Below are 21,607 nucleotides of genomic sequence, written 5' to 3'. Positions count from 1 at the left end.
GCAATGATTGACGATCGCCCAGACTGCTCCGTTCTCCTCATCGACGACGAGCCTTTTTCGCAGGACATCATCGCGCATGGACTGACAGGCTGCGTCGGTCACAACCTGTGCTATGAATCGAGCCCGGCGCGGGCGGTCCAGGTGGCGCGCGAAGTGCGCGCGACGGTGGTGCTGGTCGACCTGCGCATGCCCGACCTGGACGGCTTCGAAGTCACCACCCGCCTGCGCGCCCATCCCGATACCGAAGACATCCCCGTCATCGTCCTCTCGTCCGAAGACGACCCGGAGATCAAGGCGCGCGCCTTCGCCGTCGGCGCCAACGACTACCTGGTCAAGTGGCCCGACCCGCGCGAGCTGGTGGCGCGCGTGCGCTACCACAGCGGCGCCTGCAATGCGCGGCGCCAGCGCGACGCTGCCTTCGCTTCGCTGCGCGTGAGTCAGGAGCAGCTCGCGGCCAGCCAGTCGGCCCTGCACCAGGCCCAGAAGATGGAGGCGATCGGCCAGCTCACCGGCGGCGTCGCCCACGATTTCAACAACGTCCTGCAGATCATCGGCGGCAACCTCCAACTGCTGAAACTGGTCGGCAACCTGAACGATAACGCGAAAGCCCGGGTCGAGATGGCGCTCACCGGCGTCGAGCGCGGCGCCAAGCTGGCCGCCCACCTGCTGGCGTTCGCGCGGCGCCAGCCCCTGCAGTCGGTGGTGGTCGATCCCGGCCACCTGCTGCGCGACATGGACGACATGATGCGCCGCGTGCTGGGCCCCAGCGCGCGCGTGGTCACCGAGATCGACCCCGATCTGGGCAGCATCATGGTCGACCCGAACCAGCTCAACAACGTGCTGCTGAACCTGGCCATCAATGCGCGCGACGCCATGGCCGGCAGCGGCACCCTGACCATCCGCGCCATGAACGCCGGTCCCGACTTGCCGCCTGACGTGCCGCCGGGCGAATACGTGATGCTCGAAGTGGCCGATACCGGCAAGGGCATGCCGAAGGAAATCCTGCAGCGCGCCTTCGAACCCTTCTTCACCACCAAGCCGGTGGGCCAGGGCACGGGCCTCGGCCTGTCGATGGCCTATGGTTTCGTGAAGCAGTCCGGCGGCGAGATCGTCCTGACGAGCGAAGTCGGGCGCGGCACCAGCGTGCGCATCTACCTGCCGCGCAGCGATGCGACGCCGTCCCGGGTCGAAACGGTGCACAGCGTCCAGCTCACCGGCGGCCTGGAAACCATCCTGGTGGTCGAGGACGAGAAGGACGTGCGCGAATCGACCGCCGGCATCCTGTCTGCGCTGGGGTACGACGTGATCGAAGCGGAGCACGCCGCGCAGGCGCTGGAGATCATCGAGAGCGGCCGCCACATCGACCTGGTGTTCACCGACGTGATCATGCCGGGGCCGGTCAGCAGCCTGCAGCTGGGAGAAATCGTCGCCGAACGGCTGCCGGGGACGCAGATCCTCTACACATCAGGCTATGCGGAAGGCGTACTGGTGCACGAAGGGACGCTGGACGCCTCGCTGCACCTGCTGCAGAAGCCCTATCACCCGGAAGCGCTGGCCGCGCGTATTCGCCACCTGCTGCGCCGCGGCGAGCGCCATCCCGGCGCCGGCGCCGGCCTGCAATCAGGCCGGACTCACTTCGGCTTGACGTAACGGCGCGAGCCGGGCGGCGGTTCGTTCAGGACCGCCCAGAAGACGCCGAGGTCGGCGATTGCGCGCAGGAATTCCGTGAAGTCGACCGGCTTGACCACATAGGCATTCACGCCCAGCTCATAGCTGCGCACCACGTCCTGTTCTTCTTTCGACGAAGTCAGCATGCAAACCGGCATGCTCTTGAGACTCTCGGAATGACGGATTTCTCGCAGGACTTCCAATCCGTCCACCTTGGGCAGCTTCAGGTCGAGCAATACGACCGCCGGGTTGCCGACAGTGCGGTCCTTGTATTCGCCGCGGCGGTGCAAGTAGTCGAGTGCTTCTGCGCCATCGCGTGCGATCACGACTTCGTTGGCAAGCTGGCTTTTCGACAGGGCGATGAGTGTCAGCTCGAGATCGTGTGGATTGTCTTCGACGAGCAGGATGGGCTTGAGCATCGTATGCCTCAATTAGGGGTGTTTCGGAATGCTGAAGGAGAAGGTGGCGCCTTCTCCCTGGACGGACGTGGCCCAGACGCGGCCATTGTGGCGCTCGACGATGCGGCGCACGTTGGCCAGGCCGATGCCGGTGCCCTGGAAATCTTCCATGCGGTGCAGGCGCTGGAACACGCCGAACAGCTTGTGGACGTACTCCATATTGAAACCGGCGCCGTTGTCGGCGATGTGGAACACGAGCTCGTCGCCTATCTCTTCCGAGGTGATCGTGATGACGGCCGGGTCGCGCTGGCCGGTGAACTTCACCGCGTTCGCCAGCAGGTTGAATACCGCCAGGTGCACGAAGGTCGGGTCGGCCCAGATGGCGGGCAGGGGCTCGATGTGCCAGTCGACGTTGCGCTGGCCGATCTCCAGGCCGAGCTTGTCGATGCAGGCCGCGACCAGGTCGTTCATGTCGACCTTGGTCGGGCGCAGCGCGGCGCGGCCCATCTGCGAGAAGGACAGCAGGTCGTCGACCAGCTTGCCGGCCAGGCGGGCCGATTCCTTGATGTTCTTGAGGAAGCGCTGGCGCCGCTCCGGGTCTTCCGCACCGGCCGATTCGATCAGGAGGTCGGAGAATCCCACGATGTGGCGCAGGGGCGCGCGCAGGTCGTGCGAGACCGAATAGGAAAACGCTTCGAGTTCCTTGTTGGCGCGGCCCAGTTCCTCGGCCAGTTCCGCCATCTGCTCGGCGCGCTCCAGGGCGATCCCGAGCAGGGCGGTGCGGAACTCGATGGTGAGTTCGATCTCGGCCACGTGCCAGGGCAGGCTGCGGCCGTGGATGGTTTCGCGCCAGGCGTCGAAGGAGAGGCGCGGCGTGAGCTGGGTCGGGTCGCCCTGCGCCGCCTGCTTGCCGTTCGGGTTGCCGGCCCACTCGATGGTCTGCACCACCTCGGGACGGAACCACAGCAGGTAGTGCTTGTGGATGCGCGAGATCGGCAGGGCCAGCAGGCCGCTGGCGTTGCGCACCATGTCGATGCCAGCCGGGTAGAGCGCTTTCAGGTGGTCGGTGTGGAACACGTCCGAGTGCCCCTGCAGGGCGAGCCAGTCGACCAGGCCGCGGATGGCCGGTTCGTCGGGCGTGTCGCCATAGGTAAGCACGCGCTCGTCGACCACGATGGCGACCCCGCCGGCGCGTCCGAAGCGCAGCAGCTCGGGGAAGACGCCGCTCATGTTTTCGATGAAATCGGCGCCCTTGGTCAGGTGGCCGAGCATCTCGACCATGATGCGGCGCACTTCCAGCCGGAACTGCAGCTCGGCGGCATCCTCGCGCGACTCGATGCACAGGGCAAGGATCTGGCCCAGCTGCTCGCAGGCGGTGCGCTTCTCGACCGGCACCGGGCAGGGCTCGGCGTTGTGGCAGGAGATCAGGCCCCACAGCTTGCCCTTGACGATCAGCGAGACCGACATCGAGGCCAGCGTGCCCATATTGCGCATGTACTGCAGGTGCACCGGCGAGACGCTGCGCAGGGCCGCGAAGGACAGGTCGTTGCGCTGCCCGGTGACCGGGTTCAGCTCGGGCAGCAAGGGGGCGGGCGTGTAGTTGGCGTCCTGGATCAGCCGGATCGGCGACAGCGCGTACAGGGCGCGGGCCTGGGCCGGGATGTCGCTGGCGGGGAAGTGCTGGCCCAGGTAGGACTCGTAGCCGTCTTCCTTCGCCTCGGCCAGCACCCTGCCGTGGCCGTCCGTGTCGAACTGGTAGACCAGCACGCGGCCGTAGCCGGTGACGGCGCGCACGTGGCGCGCGGCCAGATCGGACAGGGCGGTGATCGAGGCCGAGCCGTTCACCTTCAGCAGGAAGTCGCCGATCAGCGGATACAGGTGGCGGAAGTCGGCCGCGCCGGGACGGTTCACGCCCTCGCACTCGAGGATCACCAGGCCGTCCCAGGCATGCGCCAGCACGTCGAAATGGGCGCCGTTGCCCAGCGTGATGGTGCCGATGTAGGCCGGGCGCGAGGCCTGGGACTCGCCGTCGAGTTCCGGCGCCAGGCGCGCCATGGCCGCCTCGCCGATGACGCGCGCAAGCGGCAGGCCGATCGCTTCCCTGGCCGGCATGCCGGTCCAGCGTTCGAGGTTGGCGCTTGCCTGCCGTACCACCAGGCCGTCGCCTGGGGCCACGGACAGGGTCAGCATGAAGCCGTGCGGCTGGATGCTGCCCGGCGTGCGGATCGGCTCGTTCGCACAATGGGTCAGGTCGAGGAGGTCGGTGGAGGCCTGTGTCATATTGCTAACTGAAAGGCGGGGGAAAGATACAATTCAGCATTGTAACGTCAAATTCGGCACTTTGGCCGCTCGCGTGGCTGATATTCCAATATTGCCTTGCCTGTACGGGCCAAATGCGCGTCAGGTATTGCTGAGCAGCGCTATGATACGATCCTTGCATACCTGACCCGCCAATGTCCAAGGCTTATGAACCCGCATCACCCGGCCGCACCCGCGCTTACCGACGAGCAGCGATTCCAGTATCTCATTTCCGGTATCAGCGACTACGCGATCTACATGCTCGACCCCGCCGGCCACGTCAAGAGCTGGAACGCGGGCGCGCAGCGTTTCAAGGGCTACCAGCCGCAGGAAATCCTGTTCCAGCATTTCTCGCGCTTCTACACGCCGGAAGACCAGGCGAGCGGCCTGCCGGCGCGCGCCCTGGCGCAGGCCCTCGAGCACGGCAAGTTCGAAGCCGAAGGCTGGCGCGTGCGCAAGGACGGCACCCGCTTCTGGGCCCACGTGGTGATCGACCCGATCTACGACGAGCACGGCAACCTGCTGGGCTACGCCAAGATCACCCGCGACGTCACCGCGCGCAAGCAGGCCGAGGATGCGCTGCGCGAGAGCGAGCAGCGCTTCCGCCTGCTGGTGCAGGGCGTGACCGACTATGCGATCTACATGCTCTCGCCGGAAGGCACGGTATCGAACTGGAACGTCGGCGCCGAACGCATCAAGGGTTATAGCCAGGACGAGATCGTCGGCAGCCATTTTTCGCGCTTCTATACCGATGAAGACCGCGAGAGCGGCCGCCCGCAGCGGGCGCTGGAAGCGGCGCGCCGCGAGGGACGCTACGAGGCCGAGGCCTGGCGCGTGCGCAAGGACGGCACGCGCTTCTGGGCCCACGTCGTCATCGACGCCATCCATGACGAGCAAGGCCGGCTGCTGGGCTTCGCCAAGATCACGCGCGACCTCACCGAAAAGAAGCAGGCCGAGGAGGCGCTGGAGCAGGCGCAGCGCGCCCTGTTCCAGTCGCAGAAGATGGAATCGATCGGCCAGCTCACCGGCGGCATCGCGCACGACTTCAACAACCTGCTGTCGGTGCTGGCCAGCGGCATCGAAGTGCTGACCATGACCCGGCCCGGGGCGGATGCCAAGACCCTGGACAGCATGCGGCGCGCCATCGACCGCGGCGCCACGCTCACCCAGCAGCTGCTCGCCTTCGCGCGCCAGCAGCCGCTGCAGCCGGAAACGCGCAGCATCAACCGCATCATCTCCGGCTTCGAATCGGTGCTGCGGCGCGCGGGTCATTCCGGCATCGAATTCGACATGAACCTCGACCCGCATGCCGGCAGCGCGGTGGTGGACACGGCGCGCTTCGAGTCGGCGCTGCTCAACCTCGTGGTCAACGCGCGCGACGCCATGCCGGACGGCGGCCACCTCACGCTCGACACGGCGCCGGTGGAGCTGCGCGAAGGCGAAGTGGCCGGCCTGGCGCCGGGACCCTATGTGTGCATCTCGGTCACCGACACCGGCACCGGCATGAGCGAGGAGACCGTGCGGCGCGCCTTCGAGCCCTTCTACACGACCAAGGAAACCGGCAAGGGAACGGGCCTGGGCCTGTCGCAGGTCTACGGTTTCATCAAGCAGTCCGGCGGCGAGGTGGTCATCCAGAGCACGCTGGGCGAGGGCACCTCGATCACGATCTACCTGCCTGCCGTGAGCAGTGCCGAGCGCGAAGCGGCGCATGGCGACACCGAGGCCGTGCTGATCGTGGAAGACGAGCCGGACCTGCTGGACGTGGCCTCGGCCCTGTTCATCAGCATGGGCTACGAAGTCATCACCGCGGCCAACGGCCAGGACGCCATGAACGTACTGGCCAGCCGCGACGTCGACATCCTGTTCACCGACATCGTCATGCCGAACGGCCCGAACGGCATCGAGCTGGCCGAGTTCACGCGCGAGAACTACCCGAACATCAAGGTGATGCTGGCCTCGGGCTACCCGCAGCCTGTGCTCAAGCTGGACCAGGGCCGGCTGGGGGACTACACCTTCGTCAGCAAGCCCTATCGCCTGTCCGACCTGGCGCGGAGCCTGCGCAGCGTCCACTGAACACGCCGGGCAGGCTCAGAGCGCGAAGATGATGTCGCTGATCCGTTCGTAGAGCGGATTGGCCGACGGCCCCGGGTTCAGCCAGTTCAGGATGTCGAAATGGTCATAACCCTGTTGGTTCCCCAGGAAATTCCGGCAGCCTTTCACCGACTTGCCGTCGAACTCCCGCACCGGATGCCCGGCGGGTGAGCGCATGCTCACGGTGTTGACCACTCCGTCGTTGGGAAACCAGTCGCTGTCGATGCGCACCCGGCCCGTGGTCTGCTGGGTGTAGCCGCCCAGGCCGCGCTGCAGGGCCGAGGGCACGATCCATTCCCCGGCCATGGGCTTGAACGCCGGGATCATGTCGAGCCGCGGATACTGGTGATAGGTGGTCTGGATCGGCGCGATCACCCGGTCGGTCGCGTTGCAGCACCAGGCGCCGGCCTCGGTCGCCACCGTTCCCACCGAATACCAGTAGATGTGCGGCGAGGTGCGCGCCCAGGCGTTGAACTCGCGCGCGCCGTCGGGTGACAGCTCCCAATTGGCCCAGCGGTTCTTGAGCACGTCGCCGAGCGGCGTCTGCAGGGCCGGCGTCACATTCAGCACGGCGTCGGCGAAGGTGGTGCCGTTGTGCGGGGTCGAGATGGTCGTCACGCTGCGCACCCAGCCCACCTTGCCGCCCTTGAACAGCTCGTGGCCGCCTTCGTCGTCGGGCGAGCCGTGTTCGAGCAGCTCGACCAGGGCGCGGATGGTGGTGCCGCCCTGGCTGTGGCCGATGAAGTGGACCGGGTGGTCGGCGTCCCATGCCGGATAGAGCGCGAGCGGGTAGTTCTCGGGATTGTTCTTCGGGTCGGCGGCCCAGCACTTGCCGCTTGGCCTCTGCTGCTGCCCCGGCAGGCCGCGCTTGCGTACATGGGCGGCGCCGTAGTCGACGCAGCCGCCCTTGATCTGGGCGTAGAGATCGGCCGCGCGGTCCCAGTTGGAACTGACCGGGCCCACCACCGCCGCGAACACAGTGCGCGGGCCGCGGTAGACCTGCATGTGCGAGGCGATGTCGCCGTAGCCGCCCCAGTAGTTGAAGCCGCTGTGCTCGAACGTGTCGGGGCCGAAGCCGAGGAAGCCGTGGACCAGGATGACGGGATCGTTGTTGGCCGCGGCAGCCGGCACGCTCATGCCGAGCGCCAGCAGCGCGGCCATGCAGGCGTGTAGGTTGCGAACCATGTGCTTCTCCAAAATGGGCTCGATGCCATTGTCGGAGCTGAAGGCCGGATGCGGTTTGCGCTGCATCGCAAAGCCTGGCGGCAGGGCAGCTTCACGCACAGAAACAGTGCGTCGCAGGCTTGACAGGTAAGCGCGGCCTGCCGATGCCGCCTGCTCGGCGCGTGCCTCAGGCCGAAGCGGCGTCGCTGCGCGCCGGCGCGGCCACGACCCGGTTGCGGCCGCTCTTCTTCGCTTCGTAGAGCGCCAGGTCCGCGGCCTTGAGCAGCTCCTGTTCGCCATCCGCATGCTGGGGCCACGCAGCAACGCCGAGGGAGGCGGTCACCGAGATCGTCTGGCCCAGATAGGGGATCGCGAGACCGGTGAGTGCATGACGGATCTGTTCGGCACACTTGAGCGCTGCATCGGCACTGCAATCGGGCAGCAGCAGCACGAATTCTTCGCCGCCATAGCGGCTGGCGATATCGCTTGCGCGCACTCGTTCGAGCAGGACGCGCGCGGCCGCCTTCAGTATCAGATCGCCACCCTCGTGCCCGTAAGTGTCGTTGATGCGCTTGAAGTGGTCGAGGTCGACCATCACCACGGCGCAGGCGGTCCGGGTGCGCCTGGCGCGCAGCAGTTCGCGCTTGAGTGATTCGTCGAAAAAGCGGCGGTTATACATGCCGGTCAGGGGGTCGACGGTCGATTGCTGGCGCAGGCTCTCGCGCAGGCTGACGTTGCTGACCGCGAGGCCGAGTTGCTCGGCCACCGTGGCGACCAGCTCGGGTTCGACGCCCGTAGCTTGCTGGCTCGGGGCGTGCAGCACCATGAGGCCGATCACCTCACCCTGCGAGATCATGGGCACGCAGATCTGCACCCCGGCGGCGCTTCCGCTGTGGCCGTGCGCGCAGCACAGGTCGTGTCCATTGGCGGCGCGGTGGGTCCGGCCGAGGCGCAGGCCCCAGCAGTCGTCTGGCGTCACCAGGTCCATGTCGGTGTCGCCCATGCCCCACTGTGCCTTCGGCTCGAGGAAGTCGCGCGAATTCCGGTACAAATAGACCGCGCCGGAAGTCTCCGGCAGCAACTGGCGCAAGAAGACCGGCAGGACCTGTCCGAGTTCCAGCGGACTCTTGACGCTGTCGAGGGCCTGCAGCATCTGCGCGGTGAGGGACAGGCGTTCGGCGCGCACGGCCGCCTGCTCGGCCAGGAGGGCATTGCTGGCGGCCAGCGTCTGGGCCTGGCGCGCGGCGTCCGAACGCTCGCGCAGGCTGCGTGCCGCGATGTACAGGGCGGAGCCGATCACGACCAGGCAGGCAAGGCTCGCGCCGATGGCGAGGGCGATGTTGTAGCGCAGTGCGGCCGTAATTTCCTCGCGCAGCTGGCTGCGGTGCTCGGCGAGCGCGCCCAGTTGGCGGCCGAGCAAGACACGCAATTCATCCATCAGTATCTTTCCGCGCTGGCTCGCGACCCTGTCGACAGCCGCCTGCGCCTGTCCGGATTTCTTGAGCCGGATGGTCTCGGCCATTTCCGCGATCTTGGCCTCGCTCAGCGCCGCGACTTTCTCCACCAGAGCGCGCTCCTCGGGCGCGGCGAGGCGCCGCAGTTCGTCCAGGGCTGCGGGCATGCCGCCGACGCCCGCCTTGTACGGCTCCAGGAAGCTCTCGTCGCTGCCGAGAAGGTAGCCGCGCTGCCCGGTCTCCGCGTCCTTCAACAGGGTCAATACCGCGTTATAGGCGCGCTCCTTGCTGGCGCCGGTCTTGAGTGCGTCGAGGGTGTCGTTGGCCTGCCGGCTGCTCATGTAGGGCAGGGTTGCCAGACAGGCAACGATAACGATCATGATAAGACCGAAGAGTTTGAGGCTTGAGTCGAGTCGTGCAGCCATACATGGAAAAAATCGATGGATTTGACGAAGCATACGCGAATCCATCGAGAACTCAAATGCTTGAATGCAATAATTCTTTCAATGAAGTATGCCGATTACCACACTCGCCTCGTCGATCCAGGCAAGGGCCCTCTGGCCGGCCTTCCACGAGGCTTCGTCGCCGAAGCCGACCAACTGCACACCGCCCGGCATGCGCAGAGTAACTTCACCGCCCGCCACACGGCTGGCACGCACGACTTCTCCCGCGAGCTCGTTGCCCGACCGCTGCGCATCGGAGGACCGTGCGACCTTTACCGCCGTCGCCTTGCACAGGGCCAGCACGTCCATGCCGGTCTTAAGGCCCAGCAACTGCGCGCTCTCCCGGGTGATCCGCGCATGCAGGCTGGCGCCATCGGCCAGCAGCAGTTGCACGCGCGCCTGCCCCTGACGCCGCGCGATCGTGCCCACCGTGCAGGGAAACTGGTTGCGCATGCTGGTGCGCAACGCCAGCGCGGCGCGGCCGCTGGCGTCGCCTTGCTTGACGCTCTCGAGGATACGGCGGCGTGCCCGCGCCATCTCGTCCGCGGCGTCCAGCACGCGCTGCCCGGCCGGCGTGAGCGTCGCGCCGCCTCCGCCGCTGCCGCCCACCGCCTTCTCGACGAGGGCGGTGCCGGCCAGGTTGGCCAGCGTCTCCAGCGCCTGCCAGGCCGCCTTGTAGCTCACGCCGGCGGCGCGCGCCGCTTCGGAGATGGAGCCGGCCTGTCCGACGCGGCGCAGGATGTCGATGCGCTTGTCCACGGCCTGGAAACCCAGCACCTCGTCGAGGGGGAGCGTTTGCTTGTTCATCGTGCCATGGTAGCAGGGGCGACGCTCCTGCGCTATTCCGTCGATGAATAGCGAGCCGCCATTTGTGCTAGAGTTGCGCTATTCCCAATCCGAGTAGCGAAGCCGACAATGAAACAGTGGTGCATGCTGGCCGCGGGGCTGGCGATCTGCTTCGGTGCATGGGCGGGCGAAGTGCAGGTCGCCGTCGCCGCCAATTTCGCGGCGCCGATGGAAAAGCTCGCGCCGATGTTCGCGCGTGAGACCGGCCACAAGGCGGTGCTGTCCTTCGGCTCGACCGGCAAGTTCTATGCGCAGATCAGGCACGGCGCACCGTTCGAGGTGCTGCTGGCTGCCGACGACGAGACCCCTGCAAGACTCGAACGTGAAGGGCGGGGCGGCAGCCGCTTCACCTATGCGGTCGGCAGGCTGGCGCTGTGGAGCCGGCAGGCCGGCTTCGTCGATGCGCAGGGCGAGGTCTTGAAGCGCGGACGCTTCGACCGGCTGGCCATCGCCGACCCCAGGCTCGCACCCTATGGCGCCGCCGCCATCGAGACCGTGCGCAAGCTGGGCCTGCTGGAGGCGCTGCGTCCGAAGTTCGTTCAGGGCGAAAACATCGCCCAGGCCTGGCAGTTCGCCGCGACCGGCAATGCGGCGCTGGGCTTCGTCGCGCTCTCCCAGGTCTATGCCGGGGGCAAGCTGAAGGAAGGCTCGGCGTGGATCGTGCCGGCCTCGATGCATGCTCCGATCCGCCAGGACGCCATCCTGCTCGACAAGGGCAAGGACAATGCGGCAGCAAGCGCGCTGATGCGCTATCTGCAGGGCAGCAAGGCCAGGGCCGTCATCCGCAGCTTCGGCTACGAGACCTGAACCATGCCGATCGGGAAAGAGGCCTGGCAGGCCATCTGGCTGACCGTCGAACTGGCCACCTCGACCACGCTGCTCCTGCTGCTGATCGCGACCCCGCTGGCCTGGTGGCTGGCCAGCACGCGCTCGCGATGGCGCCTGCCCGTCTCCGCGCTGGTGACGATGCCGCTGGTGCTGCCGCCGTCGGTGCTGGGCTTTTACCTCCTGGTGGCCATGGGCCCCGAAGGTCCACTCGGCCGGGTCACGCAGGCCCTCGGCCTGGGCGTGCTCTCGTTTACCTTCACCGGGTTGCTGGTCGGTTCGATCGTCTATTCACTGCCCTTTGCCGTCCAGCCCATGCAGCACGCTTTTGAGGCGATGGGACGGCGCCCGATGGAAGTGGCGGCCACCTTGCGCGCCTCGCCCCTGAACGCCTTCTTCACCGTCGCCCTGCCGCAGGCGCGCACCGGCATCATCACCGCCGCCGTCCTGAGCTTCGCGCACACGGTCGGCGAGTTCGGTGTGGTGCTCATGATCGGCGGGAACATCCCGGGCGCGACGCGCGTGGTGTCGACCCAGATCTATGGCCATGTGGAGGCGATGGAGTACGCCTCCGCCCACTGGCTGGCGGGCGGCATGCTGCTGTTCAGTTTCGTGGTGCTGCTGGTGCTGGCCAGCCTGCGCCGCAGCGATACGCGGGTGCTTCCTTGACGCGTGATCTGCAGGTCCGCCTGCAACTGCCGCGCGCCGATTTCACGCTCGACGTCGACCTGCGCCTGCCCGGCAGCGGCATCACCGTGCTGTTCGGCCCTTCGGGTTCCGGCAAGACCAGCATCCTGCGTTGCGTCGCCGGACTGGAAAAGGCGCGGGGAGCGCGCATCAAGGTGGGCGAGGAAACCTGGCAGGACGATGCGGCGCGCGTCTATGTGCCGACCCACCGGCGCGCGCTCGGCTACGTATTCCAGGAGGCGAGCCTGTTCGCCCACCTGGACGTGCGGGGCAACCTCGACTTCGGCAGGAAGCGCATCCCTTCGCCCGAGGCGGCGCGCACATTGGCGGACGCGATCGAGCTGCTCGGCATCGGCCACCTGCTCGGCAGGCAGGTGGCCCAGCTGTCTGGCGGCGAGCGCCAGCGCGTGGCCATCGCGCGCGCCCTGGCCACGATGCCGCGCCTGCTGCTGCTGGACGAACCCCTGGCCGCGCTCGACGCCGCGCGCAGGCAGGAGATCCTGCCCTGGCTGGAGAAGATGCACCTCGAGCTCGAGCTGCCCATGCTCTACGTGACGCATTCCGCCGACGAGCTGGCGCGGCTCGCGGACCATGTCGTCATGCTGGAGCAGGGAAGCGTCAGGGCGGCGGGGCCGGTGGACGATGTGTTGCTGGCCCTCGATGGGCCCGGGGCCATGGGGGAGGATGCGGGCGCGCTGGTGCATGGCGTGGTTGCGGAGCGCAGCGCCCAGTGGCAGCTGATCCGGGTGGACTTCGACGGGGGTTCGCTATGGCTGCGCGACAGCGGCGTCGACGTGGGAAGCCAGGTGCGCCTGCGGATCCTGGCGCGCGACGTCAGCCTGACCACGCGCGAGCCGGTGGATACCAGCATCCAGAATCACTTCCCCTGCGTGGTGGAGTCGATCGCGGTGGATAGCCATCCTTCGCAGGTGCTGCTCAGGCTGAGGTGTGGGGAGACGGTGCTGCTGGCGCGGATTACGCGCAGGGCCTTGTTTGATCTGAAGCTCGAACAGGGAAGCCGGGCGTGGGCCCAGGTCAAGTCGGTGGCATTGCTCTCGTAGGGTGGTCGGCTTCGCCGACCGCGCGTTCCACTACCGCGTGAACGGATGCGATGCTTGCTGATCACGTACTGTTTGAACGCGCGGTCGGCAAAGCCGACCACCCTACAAATTCGTCAGCGCGTCAGTTCGTGGCCTTGTTGCTACCGATCGAGGTCGTCGGCACCGAATTCGCCGCATCCACCTTCGGCGCCGGCGTGACGGATGCCGTCACCGCGGCTTCCTCCGCCTGGTCGAGATCACCCGTCCACACCACATAGTCGTCCACCGAATACAGGCGGCACGGCTCGGTGCTCTTGGCGGTGCAGGTGGCCAGGGCGCGGCCGTCCGGGTCTTCGCCTTCCTCGGCCCAGGTCCAGGCGCCGCTCGGCGAGACCGCGAAGGCGCGCGGGGTCAACTTGGTCAGGTATTCCTGGTAGGCGCGGCGGCCGTTCTCGGACAGGAAGGGCACGGCCTCGACGTCGTCCACCTTCGCGTAGCTTGTCCGGGCCGGGGTCGGCGGCGGCGGCACGTCATGGATCACCTTGGTCGGCATGCCGACCTGCTGCAGGAAGGCCATGGTGTCGTTCAGCCAGACCTTCTCGCCGTCGCGGCTGGCCAGCATGCCGTGCGAATCGCGCTTGAAGGCCGGGAATTCGACCAGCTTGCCGCGGCCGCCCGCGCCCTCGAAGGCGGCGTGCATGCGCTGCGCCAGCTCGGGGCCGAACAGGGAATCGTTCTCGCCATACATCCACAGGGTCGGCAGCTTGGCCTTGGTGCCGTAGTCGGCGAAGGCGGTCACCAGGGCCGAGCGCCAGGCGCAGCGGTCGCTGTCGTCGCGCAGGCCGCCGGCGAAGTTGATCAGGCCGCGCACGCCCGGCAGATCCCTGGTGCCGGCCGCGATGGTCGCCAGGCCGCCGTAGGACTGGCCGGCGATGACGATGCGGTTGCCGTCGACCCAGGGCTGCTTGCGCGCGTAGGCGAGGGTGGAGAGGATGTCCTCGGCCTGGGTGTAGCCGTTGGCCTTCATGTCGCAGCCGAAGTCGCGGTAGCGGCCGGTGGAGTTGGCGAAGCCCTGGCGCATCGGCACCATCACCGCATAGCCGCGTTTCACGAAGGCGGTGGCCATGTGGTAGAAGCGGTCGCGCGGCTGCAGATTTGGCCGGCCGGGGTCCTTGCCGTGGTTGATGATGATGAGCGGGAAGGGGCCCGGTCCGTTCGGCTGGAACACGGTGGTTTCCAGCATGGCGCGCCCCTGCGGGCCGGCGGGCACCTGCTCGATGTGTTCGTTCATCCGATGGTCGAGTTGCAACTCCTGCTGGACGGCGACGCCCGGGTACATGGCGGCGACGGCAAGGGTGGCGGCGAAGAGCTGGCGGAGCGTACGGCGTGGGTGCATGGCGACTCTGTCAAAACTGTGTGCCTGAACAGTTCTGGAACAATTTCCGTGAGGCACAAATTGATTCTAGGTATGCTGAATCGACAGAGCAATATCGGTTTTGCCAATTCCGAAGGTAAATTTTCGTGGCGTGTCAAGGTGACCACATCTTGAACGCCTGCGAGTCGTGCCGACGTGCTTTTTCTTGTCCGGTTATCATGCGAAGGTGACAAGAACAGGGAGGGAGTGGCCGGATGAGCAAGTACGCGCCGCGCGAGTGGGCGCCGGATGAAAAGCCGATGCTCCCAGGCTCGCCGTCGACGCCCGCCCATCCGACGCCGCTGCGCTTTGCCTACCTCTTCGTGGGCATCCTGATCACGATCACCGGGGGCCTCGGCAATGCGCTGGTCTCGGTCAACCTCGTCAACCTGCAGGGCACGCTGGGCGCCTATTCCACCGAAACCGCCTGGCTGCCGGCCGCCTACGTCATGGCGAACGCCTCGATGAACCTGCTCCTGGTGAAGTTCCGCCAGCAGTTCGGCCTGCGCCTGTTCACCGAGTTCTTCCTGGTGCTGTATGCGCTGGTGACCTTCGCCCACCTGTTCGTGAACGACCTCGGCTCGGCCATCGCGGTGCGCGCCGCCCACGGCATGCTGGCGGCGGCGATCTCGCCGCTCGGCCTGTACTACGTGCTGCAGGCCTTCAAGAAGCAATGGCGCCTGCGCGGCGTGGCCCTGGCGCTCGGCACGGCCCAGCTGGCGCTGCCGCTGGCCTATCTCTTTTCCGGCGACCTGCTGCAGATCGCCGAGTGGCGCGGGCTGTACATGTTCGAGCTGGGACTGGCCCTGGTCTCGCTGGGCGCGGTGCTGATGCTCAAGCTCCCGCCGGGCGACCGCTTCCAGGCCTTCCGGCCGATGGACTTCGTCACCTTCGCCCTGTTCGCGCCCGGCATGGCGCTGCTGTGCGCGGCCTTGAGTTTCGGACGCGTGCTGTGGTGGTTCGAGCAGCCCTGGATCGGCGTGGCCCTGGCCGGCGCGATCCTGTTGCTGGCGGCGGCCTTCTGCGTGGAGCACAACCGCGCCAACCCGCTGCTGAACATCCGCTTTTTCACGAGCGCCAACATCGTGCGCCTGGCGGTGTCGATGATCCTGGTGCGCATCGTGCTGTCGGAGCAGAGCGTGGGCGCCGTTGGCTTTCTACGTTCCGTGGGCCTGGACAATACCCAGCTGCAGACCCTGTACGGCATCGTGCTGTGCGCCACCGTGTCCGGCATCGTGGTTTCCGCGCTGACCGTCAACGTGAACCACCTGATGGCGCCGCAGGTCATATCGCTGGTCCTGATGGCGATCGGCGCCTGGATTGACGCCCACGCCACCAACCAGACCCGTCCCGAGCAGATGTACCTGAGCCAGAGCCTGCTTGCCTTCGGCGGCACCCTGTTCCTGGGCCCCCTGGTGATCTCGCTGATCGGCACCGTGATCGCCAACCCGGCCAACCTGATCAGTTTCTCGGTGCTGTTCGGCCTGACCCAGAACCTCGGCGGCCTGCTCGGCTCCTCGCTGGTCGGCACCTTCCAGGTGCTGCGCGAGAAATACCATTCCTCGATCATCACCGAACACCTCAGCAGCCTCGATCCGCTGGTCGCGAACCGCATCCAGGCCGGCGCCGCCGCGGTCGGCCAGCTGGTCGCCGACCCGGCCGCGCGCACCCGCCAGGGCGCGGCTTCGCTGGCGGCCAGCGCCACGCGCGAGGCCAACATCCTGGCCTATAACGACGTTTTCCTCGTGCTGGCGGCGATCGCCGCCGCCAGCGCCCTCTGGATCTTCCTGCACGCCGTCTGGCTGCAGTACTTCGCCGCGCCCAAGCCCGTACCCGCCGCGCCCGCGCCGGGCGCGCCGCCACCACCCGAACCCGTCACCGATTGAGCGCCATGCCAGACCAGACCCCGTCCCCGGCCAACAAACGTTCGCGCCGCATCCTCGTCAGCGCCGCCCTGTTCGGCGCCATCGCCCTTGCAGGCGTGCTGGTCGTGCTCTACGCCTGGAAGCTGCCGCCGTTCCGCAGTACCTTGCAGGCCACCGAGAACGCACTTGTACGCGGCCAGGTGACCATCATCAGCCCCCAGCTGAGCGGCTACGTGGTCGAGGTGCTGGTACAGGACTTCCAGCAGGTGAAGCAGGGCGAGCTCCTGATCCGTATCGACGATCGCATTCCGACCCAGCGCCTGGAGCAGGCGCGCGCCGAGCTGGCGAACCGCGTTGCTGCGCTCGAGAACTTCGCCCAGGCCAACCGCGGCGCCCAGGCCACCATCGAGCAGAACCGGGCGACGCTGGCCAGTGCGGAAGCGCTGGCGCGCCGCACGGCCCTCGACCTGCGCCGCGTGGAGGAGCTGGCCGCCGACGGCTCGCTGTCCGCGCGCGAACGCGACGCCGCACGCGCGGCCAACGCCCAGGCGGTGGCGAGCCGCGACCAGGCCCGCGCCGCGCTGGAGATCGCGCGCACGAATTTGCGTTCGGTGGGCGTGAACCGCGCCTCGCTCGAGGCCGCGGTCGCGAACGCCGAGGCCCAGGTACGCCTGGCCGAGATCGACCTGTCGAACACCCGCATCCTGGCCCCGCGCGACGGCCAGCTGGGGCAGGTGACGGTGCGCCAGGGGGCTTTCGTGAATGCCGGCGCCCAGCTGACGGCGCTGGTCCCGGCCCAGCTCTGGATCATCGCGAACATGAAGGAAACGCAGATGGCGGACGTGCGCCTCGGCCAGCCGGTCAGCTTCACGGTCGACGCGCTCAACAATGCGACACTGCGCGGCCACGTCGAACGCATCGCGCCGGCCACGGGCTCCGAGTTCTCGGTCATCACGCCGGACAACGCCACCGGCAACTTCGTCAAGATCGCCCAGCGCATCCCGGTGCGTGTCAGGATCGACCCGAACCAGCCGCTGGCCCAGCGCCTGCGGCCGGGCATGTCGGTGGTGGCGACGATCGACACCGCGTCCGCGGTCAGGGAAGCGCGATGAGGGCGGCGCGGCTGCTTACCTTGCTGCTGGTGGCGGGATGCTCGGTGGCGCCCCATCACAAGCCCGCGCCGACCTTGCAGGTCCCGGCTGCGTGGCGGGCCGCACCCGGCGGGGAGGGCGTGGTGGCGCGCAACTGGTGGCGCTCCTTCGGCGACCCGGCGCTCGATGCCCTGGTGCGCCGCGCGCTGGACAATAACGGGGAGCTGCGCATCGCGCGCAGCCGGCTGGAAGAATACCGGGCGCGCGTGCGTGTGGCCCAAAGCGCGAGCCTGCCTGCCTTGAACCTGTCGTTCGGTCCGAGCCGTGCACGCGCCATCGGTCCGCTCGGCCAGCCGGTGGAGGTGACGTCGGTGGCAGGCTCGGTGCAGGCCTCCTACGAACTCGACCTGTTCGGCCGCATCGCGGCAACGCTTGACGCAGCCCGCTTCGAGGCGCTGTCGCAGGAAGCTGCCTCGGACGCGGCCGCGCTGTCCATCGCCGCGAACACGGCATCCGGCTACTTCAACCTGCTCGGCCTGGACGCCCAGCTGGCGCTGGCGCGTGCAACCCTGGCTTCGCGCGAGCGCTCCTTCGCGCTGGCGCGCCACCAGTTCGAGGTCGGCTACAGCTCGCGCCTGGAGATGTCGCAAGCCGAGGCCGAGCTGCACGCGACCGCCGCGGTGGTGCCGCAGCTGGAGCGCGCCATCGCCCAGCAGGAACAGGCACTGAGCCTGCTGGTGGGCGCCAGCCCCGGACCGGTGGCGCGCGGCCTGCCGCTGCTTGAGGTGCGCCTGCCGGCGCCCGCGCCGGGGCTGCCGTCGGAACTGCTGCGCCGCCGTCCCGACATCGCCCAGGCCGAGCGCCTCGTGCTTGCCTCCGATGCCAGCCTGGCCGCGGCGCGCGACCAGCTGCTGCCGTCGATCCGCTTCAGCGCCTCGCTCGGCGCGCAGGGAGGAAGCGTCGCGCGCCTGCTGCGCGATCCGGTGGAGCTGTGGAGCGTGGGCGGCAGCGTGCTGGCGCCGATCTTCGACGCGGGCCGCCTGCGCGCCCAGGCCGATATCGCCGCCACCGTGCGCGACCGCGCCCTGTTCGCCTACGAGAACGCGGTGCGCGCCGGCTTTGCCGAGACCGAGAATGCGCTGGCCGGCATCGACGGCCTGCGGCGCCAGCTCTTGGAGGCCGAGGCGCGCAGCCGGGCGGCGAACGAGGTGCTGCGGGTGGCGCGCAACCGCTACGCCAACGGCTACGCTTCCTACCTCGAAGAGCTGGACGCCCAGCGCACCGCCTTCAGCGCCGAAACCAATGTCCTGCAGCTGCGCGCCGGCCTGCTTGCGGCCCACGTCGACCTGTACCGCGCCCTGGGTGGCGGCTGGACGCCGGCGCCATGAGCGAAGCGATCGTGAAACGGGCGCGCTGCGCGGTGTGCCTGCGTGCGGGTTCGAACTGCATCTGCCGGTGGATCCGGCCGGTCGAATCCGGAGCGGCCCTGCTGGTGCTGCAGCATCCGCTGGAGGTCGGGAACGCCAAGAACAGCGCGCGCCTGCTGCACCTGTGCGTGAGCGGCAGCGCGCTGGCGGTGGGGGAGGCATTTGACACGGCCGAACTGGAGGCGCTGCTGCATGCGGATGGCCGCGCGCCCGTGCTGCTGTATCCGGACACCCCGGGGGATGCCGCCTTGCCCGCACCGCCGCCCTTGACCCCGCTGCCGGCGCAGGCGCTGCGCCTGGTGGTGCTCGACGCCACCTGGCGCAAGAGCCGCAAGATGTTGTATTTGAATCCGCTTCTCCAGCGCCTGCCGCGCCTGGCCTTGCTCGACGTGTCGCCGTCCGGCTACCGCATCCGCAAGGCCCACGCACCGCACCAGCTTTCGTCGCTGGAAGCCGCCGCCCTGGCGCTGGCCCAGCTGGAGAGGAATGCGGAAAAGTTCCATCCCCTGTTCGATGCCTTCGCTGGCTTTGTGGAACAGCAGGCTGCCTTCATGCCGCACGTCCGGTCCACTTGAATTCCGGATGTGAGCGGCGTAATATACTGTATAAATGTACAGTACTGGAGCAGACGTGCCCGACCGCCAACATCCGACCGAACGAGAACGCCTGGACGAGCAGCCCATGCTCGGCCCGCGCCCGCTCGCCGCGCGCAAGGGACGGGGCGCCGTGTCCAATCTGCAGGGTCGCTACGAGGTCAATGGCCGCGAGGAATTCGACGACGGCTGGGAGCGTGACGAGGACGAAGCGACGGGTATCCGCACCGTCGTCAGCGATGAGCTGGCCAAGACCATCCTCTCGCGCAACAGTTCGCCCGACATTCCCTTTAACGTCTCGCTGAACCCCTACCGCGGCTGCGAGCATGGCTGCATCTATTGTTTCGCCCGCCCCACCCACAGCTATCTCGGCCTGTCGCCCGGCCTCGATTTCGAAAGCCGCCTGTTCGCCAAGGTCAATGCGGCCGAGCTGCTGCGGCGCGAACTCGCCAAGCCGGGCTATGTGCCCGAGCACATCGCCATTGGCGTCAACACCGACGCCTATCAACCCTGCGAGCGCGAGCGGGGTCTTACGCGCCAGGTGCTGGAAGTGCTCAAGGAATGCCGGCATCCCTATGGCCTGATCACCAAGTCCTCCCTCATCGAGCGCGACATCGACCTGATCGCGCCGATGGCCGAGAAGGGGCAGGCCTGCGCCGCCATCACCCTGACCACCCTCGACCCCCAGATCGCGCGCACGCTGGAACCGCGCGCGGCGGCCCCGGCCCGGCGCCTGCGCACCATCCGCACCCTGACCGAGGCGGGCATCCCGGTCAGCGTGAGCGTGGCGCCGATCATCCCCTTCGTTACGGAACCGGAGATCGAACGCATCCTGGAAGCGGCGCGCGATGCCGGCGCAGTCAGCGCGCATTACGTGGTGCTGCGCCTGCCATTCGAGGTCAATCCGCTGTTCCAGCAGTGGCTGGAGGCGCATTTCCCGGAGCGTGCGCAGCGCGTGATGAACCGCGTGCGCGATATGCGCGGCGGCAAGGATTATGACAGCGAGTGGGGCAAGCGCATGCAGGGAGAGGGCGTCTGGGCCGACCTGATCCACCAGCGCTTCACCAAGACCGTCGAACGCCTGGGCCTTGGCAAGTTGCGTAGCCGCTTCGACCGGCTCGATGCGAGCCAGTTCCGGCGCCCGCTGGTGGTGCCGGCGGCGTTGCAGACGAAGAACGGCAAGTCAGGCGCGAAAGGGGCGGGGCAGCTGGATCTGTTCTGAGACGGGTCTGGGCCGGTGCTGCGGGGATAGGTTCTTACTGGCCCAGGCAGATGATTTTCGTCGCGTACTCAGAGGCATTGCTCTTCTTGCTGGCAGCCCAGTCGATGACTTCCTGCGCCTCGGCGACCGTCATGACCGTGGCCTTTTCCTTGTTCTTGATAAAGGAAACGCCTTCGAACTTGCCTTCCTTACTGCGCATGACCTTGGCAAACACGGGAGGTTTTTTCTCGCCGTCGGCGATTTTGTTTTGCTGCACGAGGTAACGCTGGTCCTTGTTTTCCATATGAACGCTCTGTAAGTGGGAAGGCAGGCGCCATTGTACGGCCTTGGGACCAGGGAGGAGAGGGCTGGCGGCGCTGGCAGCAGCTCATGAGCGGCCGCTCGTGCCTTCAGCCTCTCCAGCAGGGCGCGGCGGCGATGTCTATTGTGTGATCTTGACGGTGTCGAGGATGCCCTGGATTTCCGCTCGCGTACCCGTCTTTTCGTCCTGCCGCGTTCCCGCGCCGATCATGAAGAAATAGTCTCCACGCGGGACGATCCAGAGTTCGGACGAAGTGGGAAAGCTGCGGCCATCGGGCAATTCCATGGTGTAGTCGATCCGGGCGTAGGCCGACTGTATCCCTGCCACCTGCACCTCGACCGGGGCCTGGACCAGGACGAAGTCCCTGAAGGTCTTCTGGAACTGCGGCAGGATCAGCTTGATGAGTTCCGTCGCCGGGATGCCCTTCAGCTGGCCATAGGTCTTGAGGTTGACCTTGAAGCTGGGATTGACGTCCTCGAAGGGTTCCTGGTATTTGCTCATCGCGACCAGCGGCGCGCTGGCATACTGCTTCATCATCGCGTGAAACTCCTCGTCGCAGAGCTTCATCCGCTTGATGTTGTCCATGTTCTGCGCCGCACTGAGGTAATGCCAGCCGGCGGGCTTGGTCAGTGCGAAGCCGGCCGTCGGATTACTGAAGGCGTTCGTGTCGCCGGCGAAGGCGAGGGCGGCGGGCGCAGCCAGTACCAGCGCCGCCAGGGCGTGCGTGAAGCGATGCATGATTGCTGCTAGCAAAAACGTGCACAAAAGTGTGCAGCGTCT

18 protein-coding genes are annotated in these 21,607 nt (G+C 67.3%); 10 read left to right on the top strand and 8 right to left on the bottom strand.

Going from position 1 to position 21,607, the window contains the following annotated elements; genetic code table 11:
• The first annotated feature begins 3 nt into the window (after positions 1 to 3).
• Complete coding sequence (locus NX780_RS23110; RefSeq protein WP_258830244.1) at positions 4 to 1,650, top strand: response regulator; 1,647 nt, start codon at positions 4 to 6, stop codon at positions 1,648 to 1,650.
• Here the strand turns inward: NX780_RS23110 and NX780_RS23105 are convergent.
• Complete coding sequence (locus NX780_RS23105; RefSeq protein WP_258830243.1) at positions 1,632 to 2,087, bottom strand: response regulator; 456 nt, start codon at positions 2,085 to 2,087, stop codon at positions 1,632 to 1,634. The genes NX780_RS23110 and NX780_RS23105 overlap by 19 nt on opposite strands.
• A 12-nt stretch (positions 2,088 to 2,099) precedes the next feature.
• Complete coding sequence (locus NX780_RS23100) at positions 2,100 to 4,346, bottom strand: ATP-binding protein (RefSeq protein WP_258830242.1); 2,247 nt, start codon at positions 4,344 to 4,346, stop codon at positions 2,100 to 2,102.
• Between the two features lie 186 nt (positions 4,347 to 4,532).
• Here NX780_RS23100 and NX780_RS23095 point away from each other — a divergent pair, with 186 nt between their 5' ends.
• Positions 4,533 to 6,437 (top strand): hybrid sensor histidine kinase/response regulator, encoded by a 1,905-nt coding sequence (locus tag NX780_RS23095; protein WP_258830241.1) that lies wholly within the window; start codon positions 4,533 to 4,535, stop codon positions 6,435 to 6,437.
• A 15-nt stretch (positions 6,438 to 6,452) separates the two neighbouring features.
• Here NX780_RS23095 and NX780_RS23090 read toward each other — a convergent pair whose 3' ends face one another.
• The 3 genes from NX780_RS23090 to NX780_RS23080 all read right to left on the bottom strand — a co-directional run bounded on the left by NX780_RS23090 (position 6,453) and on the right by NX780_RS23080 (position 10,323).
• On the bottom strand, positions 6,453 to 7,640 hold the full coding sequence (locus NX780_RS23090; protein ID WP_258830240.1) for an esterase/lipase family protein: 1,188 nt from the start codon (positions 7,638 to 7,640) through the stop codon (positions 6,453 to 6,455).
• A gap of 166 nt (positions 7,641 to 7,806) precedes the next feature.
• Entirely contained in the window at positions 7,807 to 9,453 is a 1,647-nt protein-coding gene (locus NX780_RS23085; RefSeq protein WP_258830239.1) for a diguanylate cyclase, read from the bottom strand.
• 123 nt (positions 9,454 to 9,576) lie between these two features.
• Positions 9,577 to 10,323, bottom strand: coding sequence for a TOBE domain-containing protein (locus tag NX780_RS23080; RefSeq protein WP_258830238.1), 747 nt, complete (start codon positions 10,321 to 10,323; stop codon positions 9,577 to 9,579).
• Positions 10,324 to 10,431: 108 nt separating this feature from the next.
• On the opposite strand from NX780_RS23080, the gene modA reads away from it, so the two are divergent.
• From modA to modC, 3 genes are read left to right on the top strand one after another with little or no spacing between them, the layout of a single operon-like run.
• On the top strand, positions 10,432 to 11,169 hold the full coding sequence (modA, locus tag NX780_RS23075; RefSeq protein WP_258830237.1) for a molybdate ABC transporter substrate-binding protein: 738 nt from the start codon (positions 10,432 to 10,434) through the stop codon (positions 11,167 to 11,169).
• A 3-nt stretch (positions 11,170 to 11,172) separates the two neighbouring features.
• On the top strand, positions 11,173 to 11,856 hold the full coding sequence (modB, locus tag NX780_RS23070; RefSeq protein ID WP_258830236.1) for a molybdate ABC transporter permease subunit: 684 nt from the start codon (positions 11,173 to 11,175) through the stop codon (positions 11,854 to 11,856).
• The gene (gene modC, locus NX780_RS23065) at positions 11,853 to 12,935 is read left to right on the top strand and encodes a molybdenum ABC transporter ATP-binding protein (RefSeq protein ID WP_258830235.1); all 1,083 of its coding nucleotides are present in this window, start codon (positions 11,853 to 11,855) and stop codon (positions 12,933 to 12,935) included. Before modB ends, modC begins: the two co-directional genes overlap by 4 nt.
• Positions 12,936 to 13,056: 121 nt before the next feature.
• On the opposite strand, the gene NX780_RS23060 is transcribed toward modC, so the two are convergent.
• Positions 13,057 to 14,310 carry a dienelactone hydrolase family protein gene (locus tag NX780_RS23060; protein ID WP_258830234.1) on the bottom strand — a complete coding sequence of 418 codons (1,254 nt, stop codon included), beginning with the start codon at positions 14,308 to 14,310 and terminating at the stop codon, positions 13,057 to 13,059.
• Positions 14,311 to 14,543: 233 nt separating this feature from the next.
• Here NX780_RS23060 and NX780_RS23055 point away from each other — a divergent pair, with 233 nt between their 5' ends.
• The 5 genes from NX780_RS23055 (at position 14,544) to NX780_RS23035 (ending at position 20,526) form a co-directional block, all read left to right on the top strand.
• Positions 14,544 to 16,214 carry an MFS transporter gene (locus tag NX780_RS23055; protein ID WP_258830233.1) on the top strand — a complete coding sequence of 557 codons (1,671 nt, stop codon included), beginning with the start codon at positions 14,544 to 14,546 and terminating at the stop codon, positions 16,212 to 16,214.
• A 5-nt stretch (positions 16,215 to 16,219) separates the two neighbouring features.
• Entirely contained in the window at positions 16,220 to 17,305 is a 1,086-nt protein-coding gene (locus NX780_RS23050) for an HlyD family secretion protein (protein WP_258830232.1), read from the top strand.
• On the top strand, positions 17,302 to 18,672 hold the full coding sequence (locus tag NX780_RS23045) for an efflux transporter outer membrane subunit (RefSeq protein ID WP_258830231.1): 1,371 nt from the start codon (positions 17,302 to 17,304) through the stop codon (positions 18,670 to 18,672). Before NX780_RS23050 ends, NX780_RS23045 begins: the two co-directional genes overlap by 4 nt.
• Positions 18,669 to 19,286, top strand: coding sequence for a tRNA-uridine aminocarboxypropyltransferase (locus tag NX780_RS23040; protein ID WP_258830230.1), 618 nt, complete (start codon positions 18,669 to 18,671; stop codon positions 19,284 to 19,286). Before NX780_RS23045 ends, NX780_RS23040 begins: the two co-directional genes overlap by 4 nt.
• Before the next feature lie 106 nt (positions 19,287 to 19,392).
• Entirely contained in the window at positions 19,393 to 20,526 is a 1,134-nt protein-coding gene (locus tag NX780_RS23035) for a PA0069 family radical SAM protein (RefSeq protein ID WP_258830274.1), read from the top strand.
• A 34-nt stretch (positions 20,527 to 20,560) separates the two neighbouring features.
• Here NX780_RS23035 and NX780_RS23030 read toward each other — a convergent pair whose 3' ends face one another.
• Positions 20,561 to 20,809: a hypothetical protein gene (locus NX780_RS23030; protein WP_258830229.1), complete on the bottom strand. Its 249-nt coding sequence runs from the start codon at positions 20,807 to 20,809 to the stop codon at positions 20,561 to 20,563.
• Between the two features lie 138 nt (positions 20,810 to 20,947).
• On the bottom strand, positions 20,948 to 21,565 hold the full coding sequence (locus NX780_RS23025) for a hypothetical protein (protein WP_258830228.1): 618 nt from the start codon (positions 21,563 to 21,565) through the stop codon (positions 20,948 to 20,950).
• Positions 21,566 to 21,607: the final 42 nt, after the last annotated feature.

Origin of the sequence: Massilia agri, assembly GCF_024753255.1 — a bacterium.
GTDB lineage: Bacteria > Pseudomonadota > Gammaproteobacteria > Burkholderiales > Burkholderiaceae_D > Telluria > Telluria agri.
Note: the sequence above shows the minus strand (reverse complement) of the source record. Positions and strands in the feature narration are given on the sequence as shown.

What these genes read in the sequence shown, in the direction of transcription:
- NX780_RS23110 (WP_258830244.1), top strand. Translation starts at nt 4, where the DNA reads ATGATTGACGATCGCCCAGACTGCTCCGTTCTCCTCATCGACGACGAG.
- NX780_RS23105 (WP_258830243.1), bottom strand. Translation starts at nt 2,087, where the DNA reads ATGCTCAAGCCCATCCTGCTCGTCGAAGACAATCCACACGATCTCGAG.
- NX780_RS23100 (WP_258830242.1), bottom strand. Translation starts at nt 4,346, where the DNA reads ATGACACAGGCCTCCACCGACCTCCTCGACCTGACCCATTGTGCGAAC.
- NX780_RS23095 (WP_258830241.1), top strand. Translation starts at nt 4,533, where the DNA reads ATGAACCCGCATCACCCGGCCGCACCCGCGCTTACCGACGAGCAGCGA.
- NX780_RS23090 (WP_258830240.1), bottom strand. Translation starts at nt 7,640, where the DNA reads ATGGTTCGCAACCTACACGCCTGCATGGCCGCGCTGCTGGCGCTCGGC.
- NX780_RS23085 (WP_258830239.1), bottom strand. Translation starts at nt 9,453, where the DNA reads ATGATCGTTATCGTTGCCTGTCTGGCAACCCTGCCCTACATGAGCAGC.
- NX780_RS23080 (WP_258830238.1), bottom strand. Translation starts at nt 10,323, where the DNA reads ATGAACAAGCAAACGCTCCCCCTCGACGAGGTGCTGGGTTTCCAGGCC.
- modA (WP_258830237.1), top strand. Translation starts at nt 10,432, where the DNA reads ATGAAACAGTGGTGCATGCTGGCCGCGGGGCTGGCGATCTGCTTCGGT.
- modB (WP_258830236.1), top strand. Translation starts at nt 11,173, where the DNA reads ATGCCGATCGGGAAAGAGGCCTGGCAGGCCATCTGGCTGACCGTCGAA.
- NX780_RS23060 (WP_258830234.1), bottom strand. Translation starts at nt 14,310, where the DNA reads ATGCACCCACGCCGTACGCTCCGCCAGCTCTTCGCCGCCACCCTTGCC.
- NX780_RS23055 (WP_258830233.1), top strand. Translation starts at nt 14,544, where the DNA reads ATGAGCAAGTACGCGCCGCGCGAGTGGGCGCCGGATGAAAAGCCGATG.
- NX780_RS23050 (WP_258830232.1), top strand. Translation starts at nt 16,220, where the DNA reads ATGCCAGACCAGACCCCGTCCCCGGCCAACAAACGTTCGCGCCGCATC.
- NX780_RS23045 (WP_258830231.1), top strand. Translation starts at nt 17,302, where the DNA reads ATGAGGGCGGCGCGGCTGCTTACCTTGCTGCTGGTGGCGGGATGCTCG.
- NX780_RS23040 (WP_258830230.1), top strand. Translation starts at nt 18,669, where the DNA reads ATGAGCGAAGCGATCGTGAAACGGGCGCGCTGCGCGGTGTGCCTGCGT.
- NX780_RS23035 (WP_258830274.1), top strand. Translation starts at nt 19,393, where the DNA reads ATGCTCGGCCCGCGCCCGCTCGCCGCGCGCAAGGGACGGGGCGCCGTG.
- NX780_RS23030 (WP_258830229.1), bottom strand. Translation starts at nt 20,809, where the DNA reads ATGGAAAACAAGGACCAGCGTTACCTCGTGCAGCAAAACAAAATCGCC.
- NX780_RS23025 (WP_258830228.1), bottom strand. Translation starts at nt 21,565, where the DNA reads ATGCATCGCTTCACGCACGCCCTGGCGGCGCTGGTACTGGCTGCGCCC.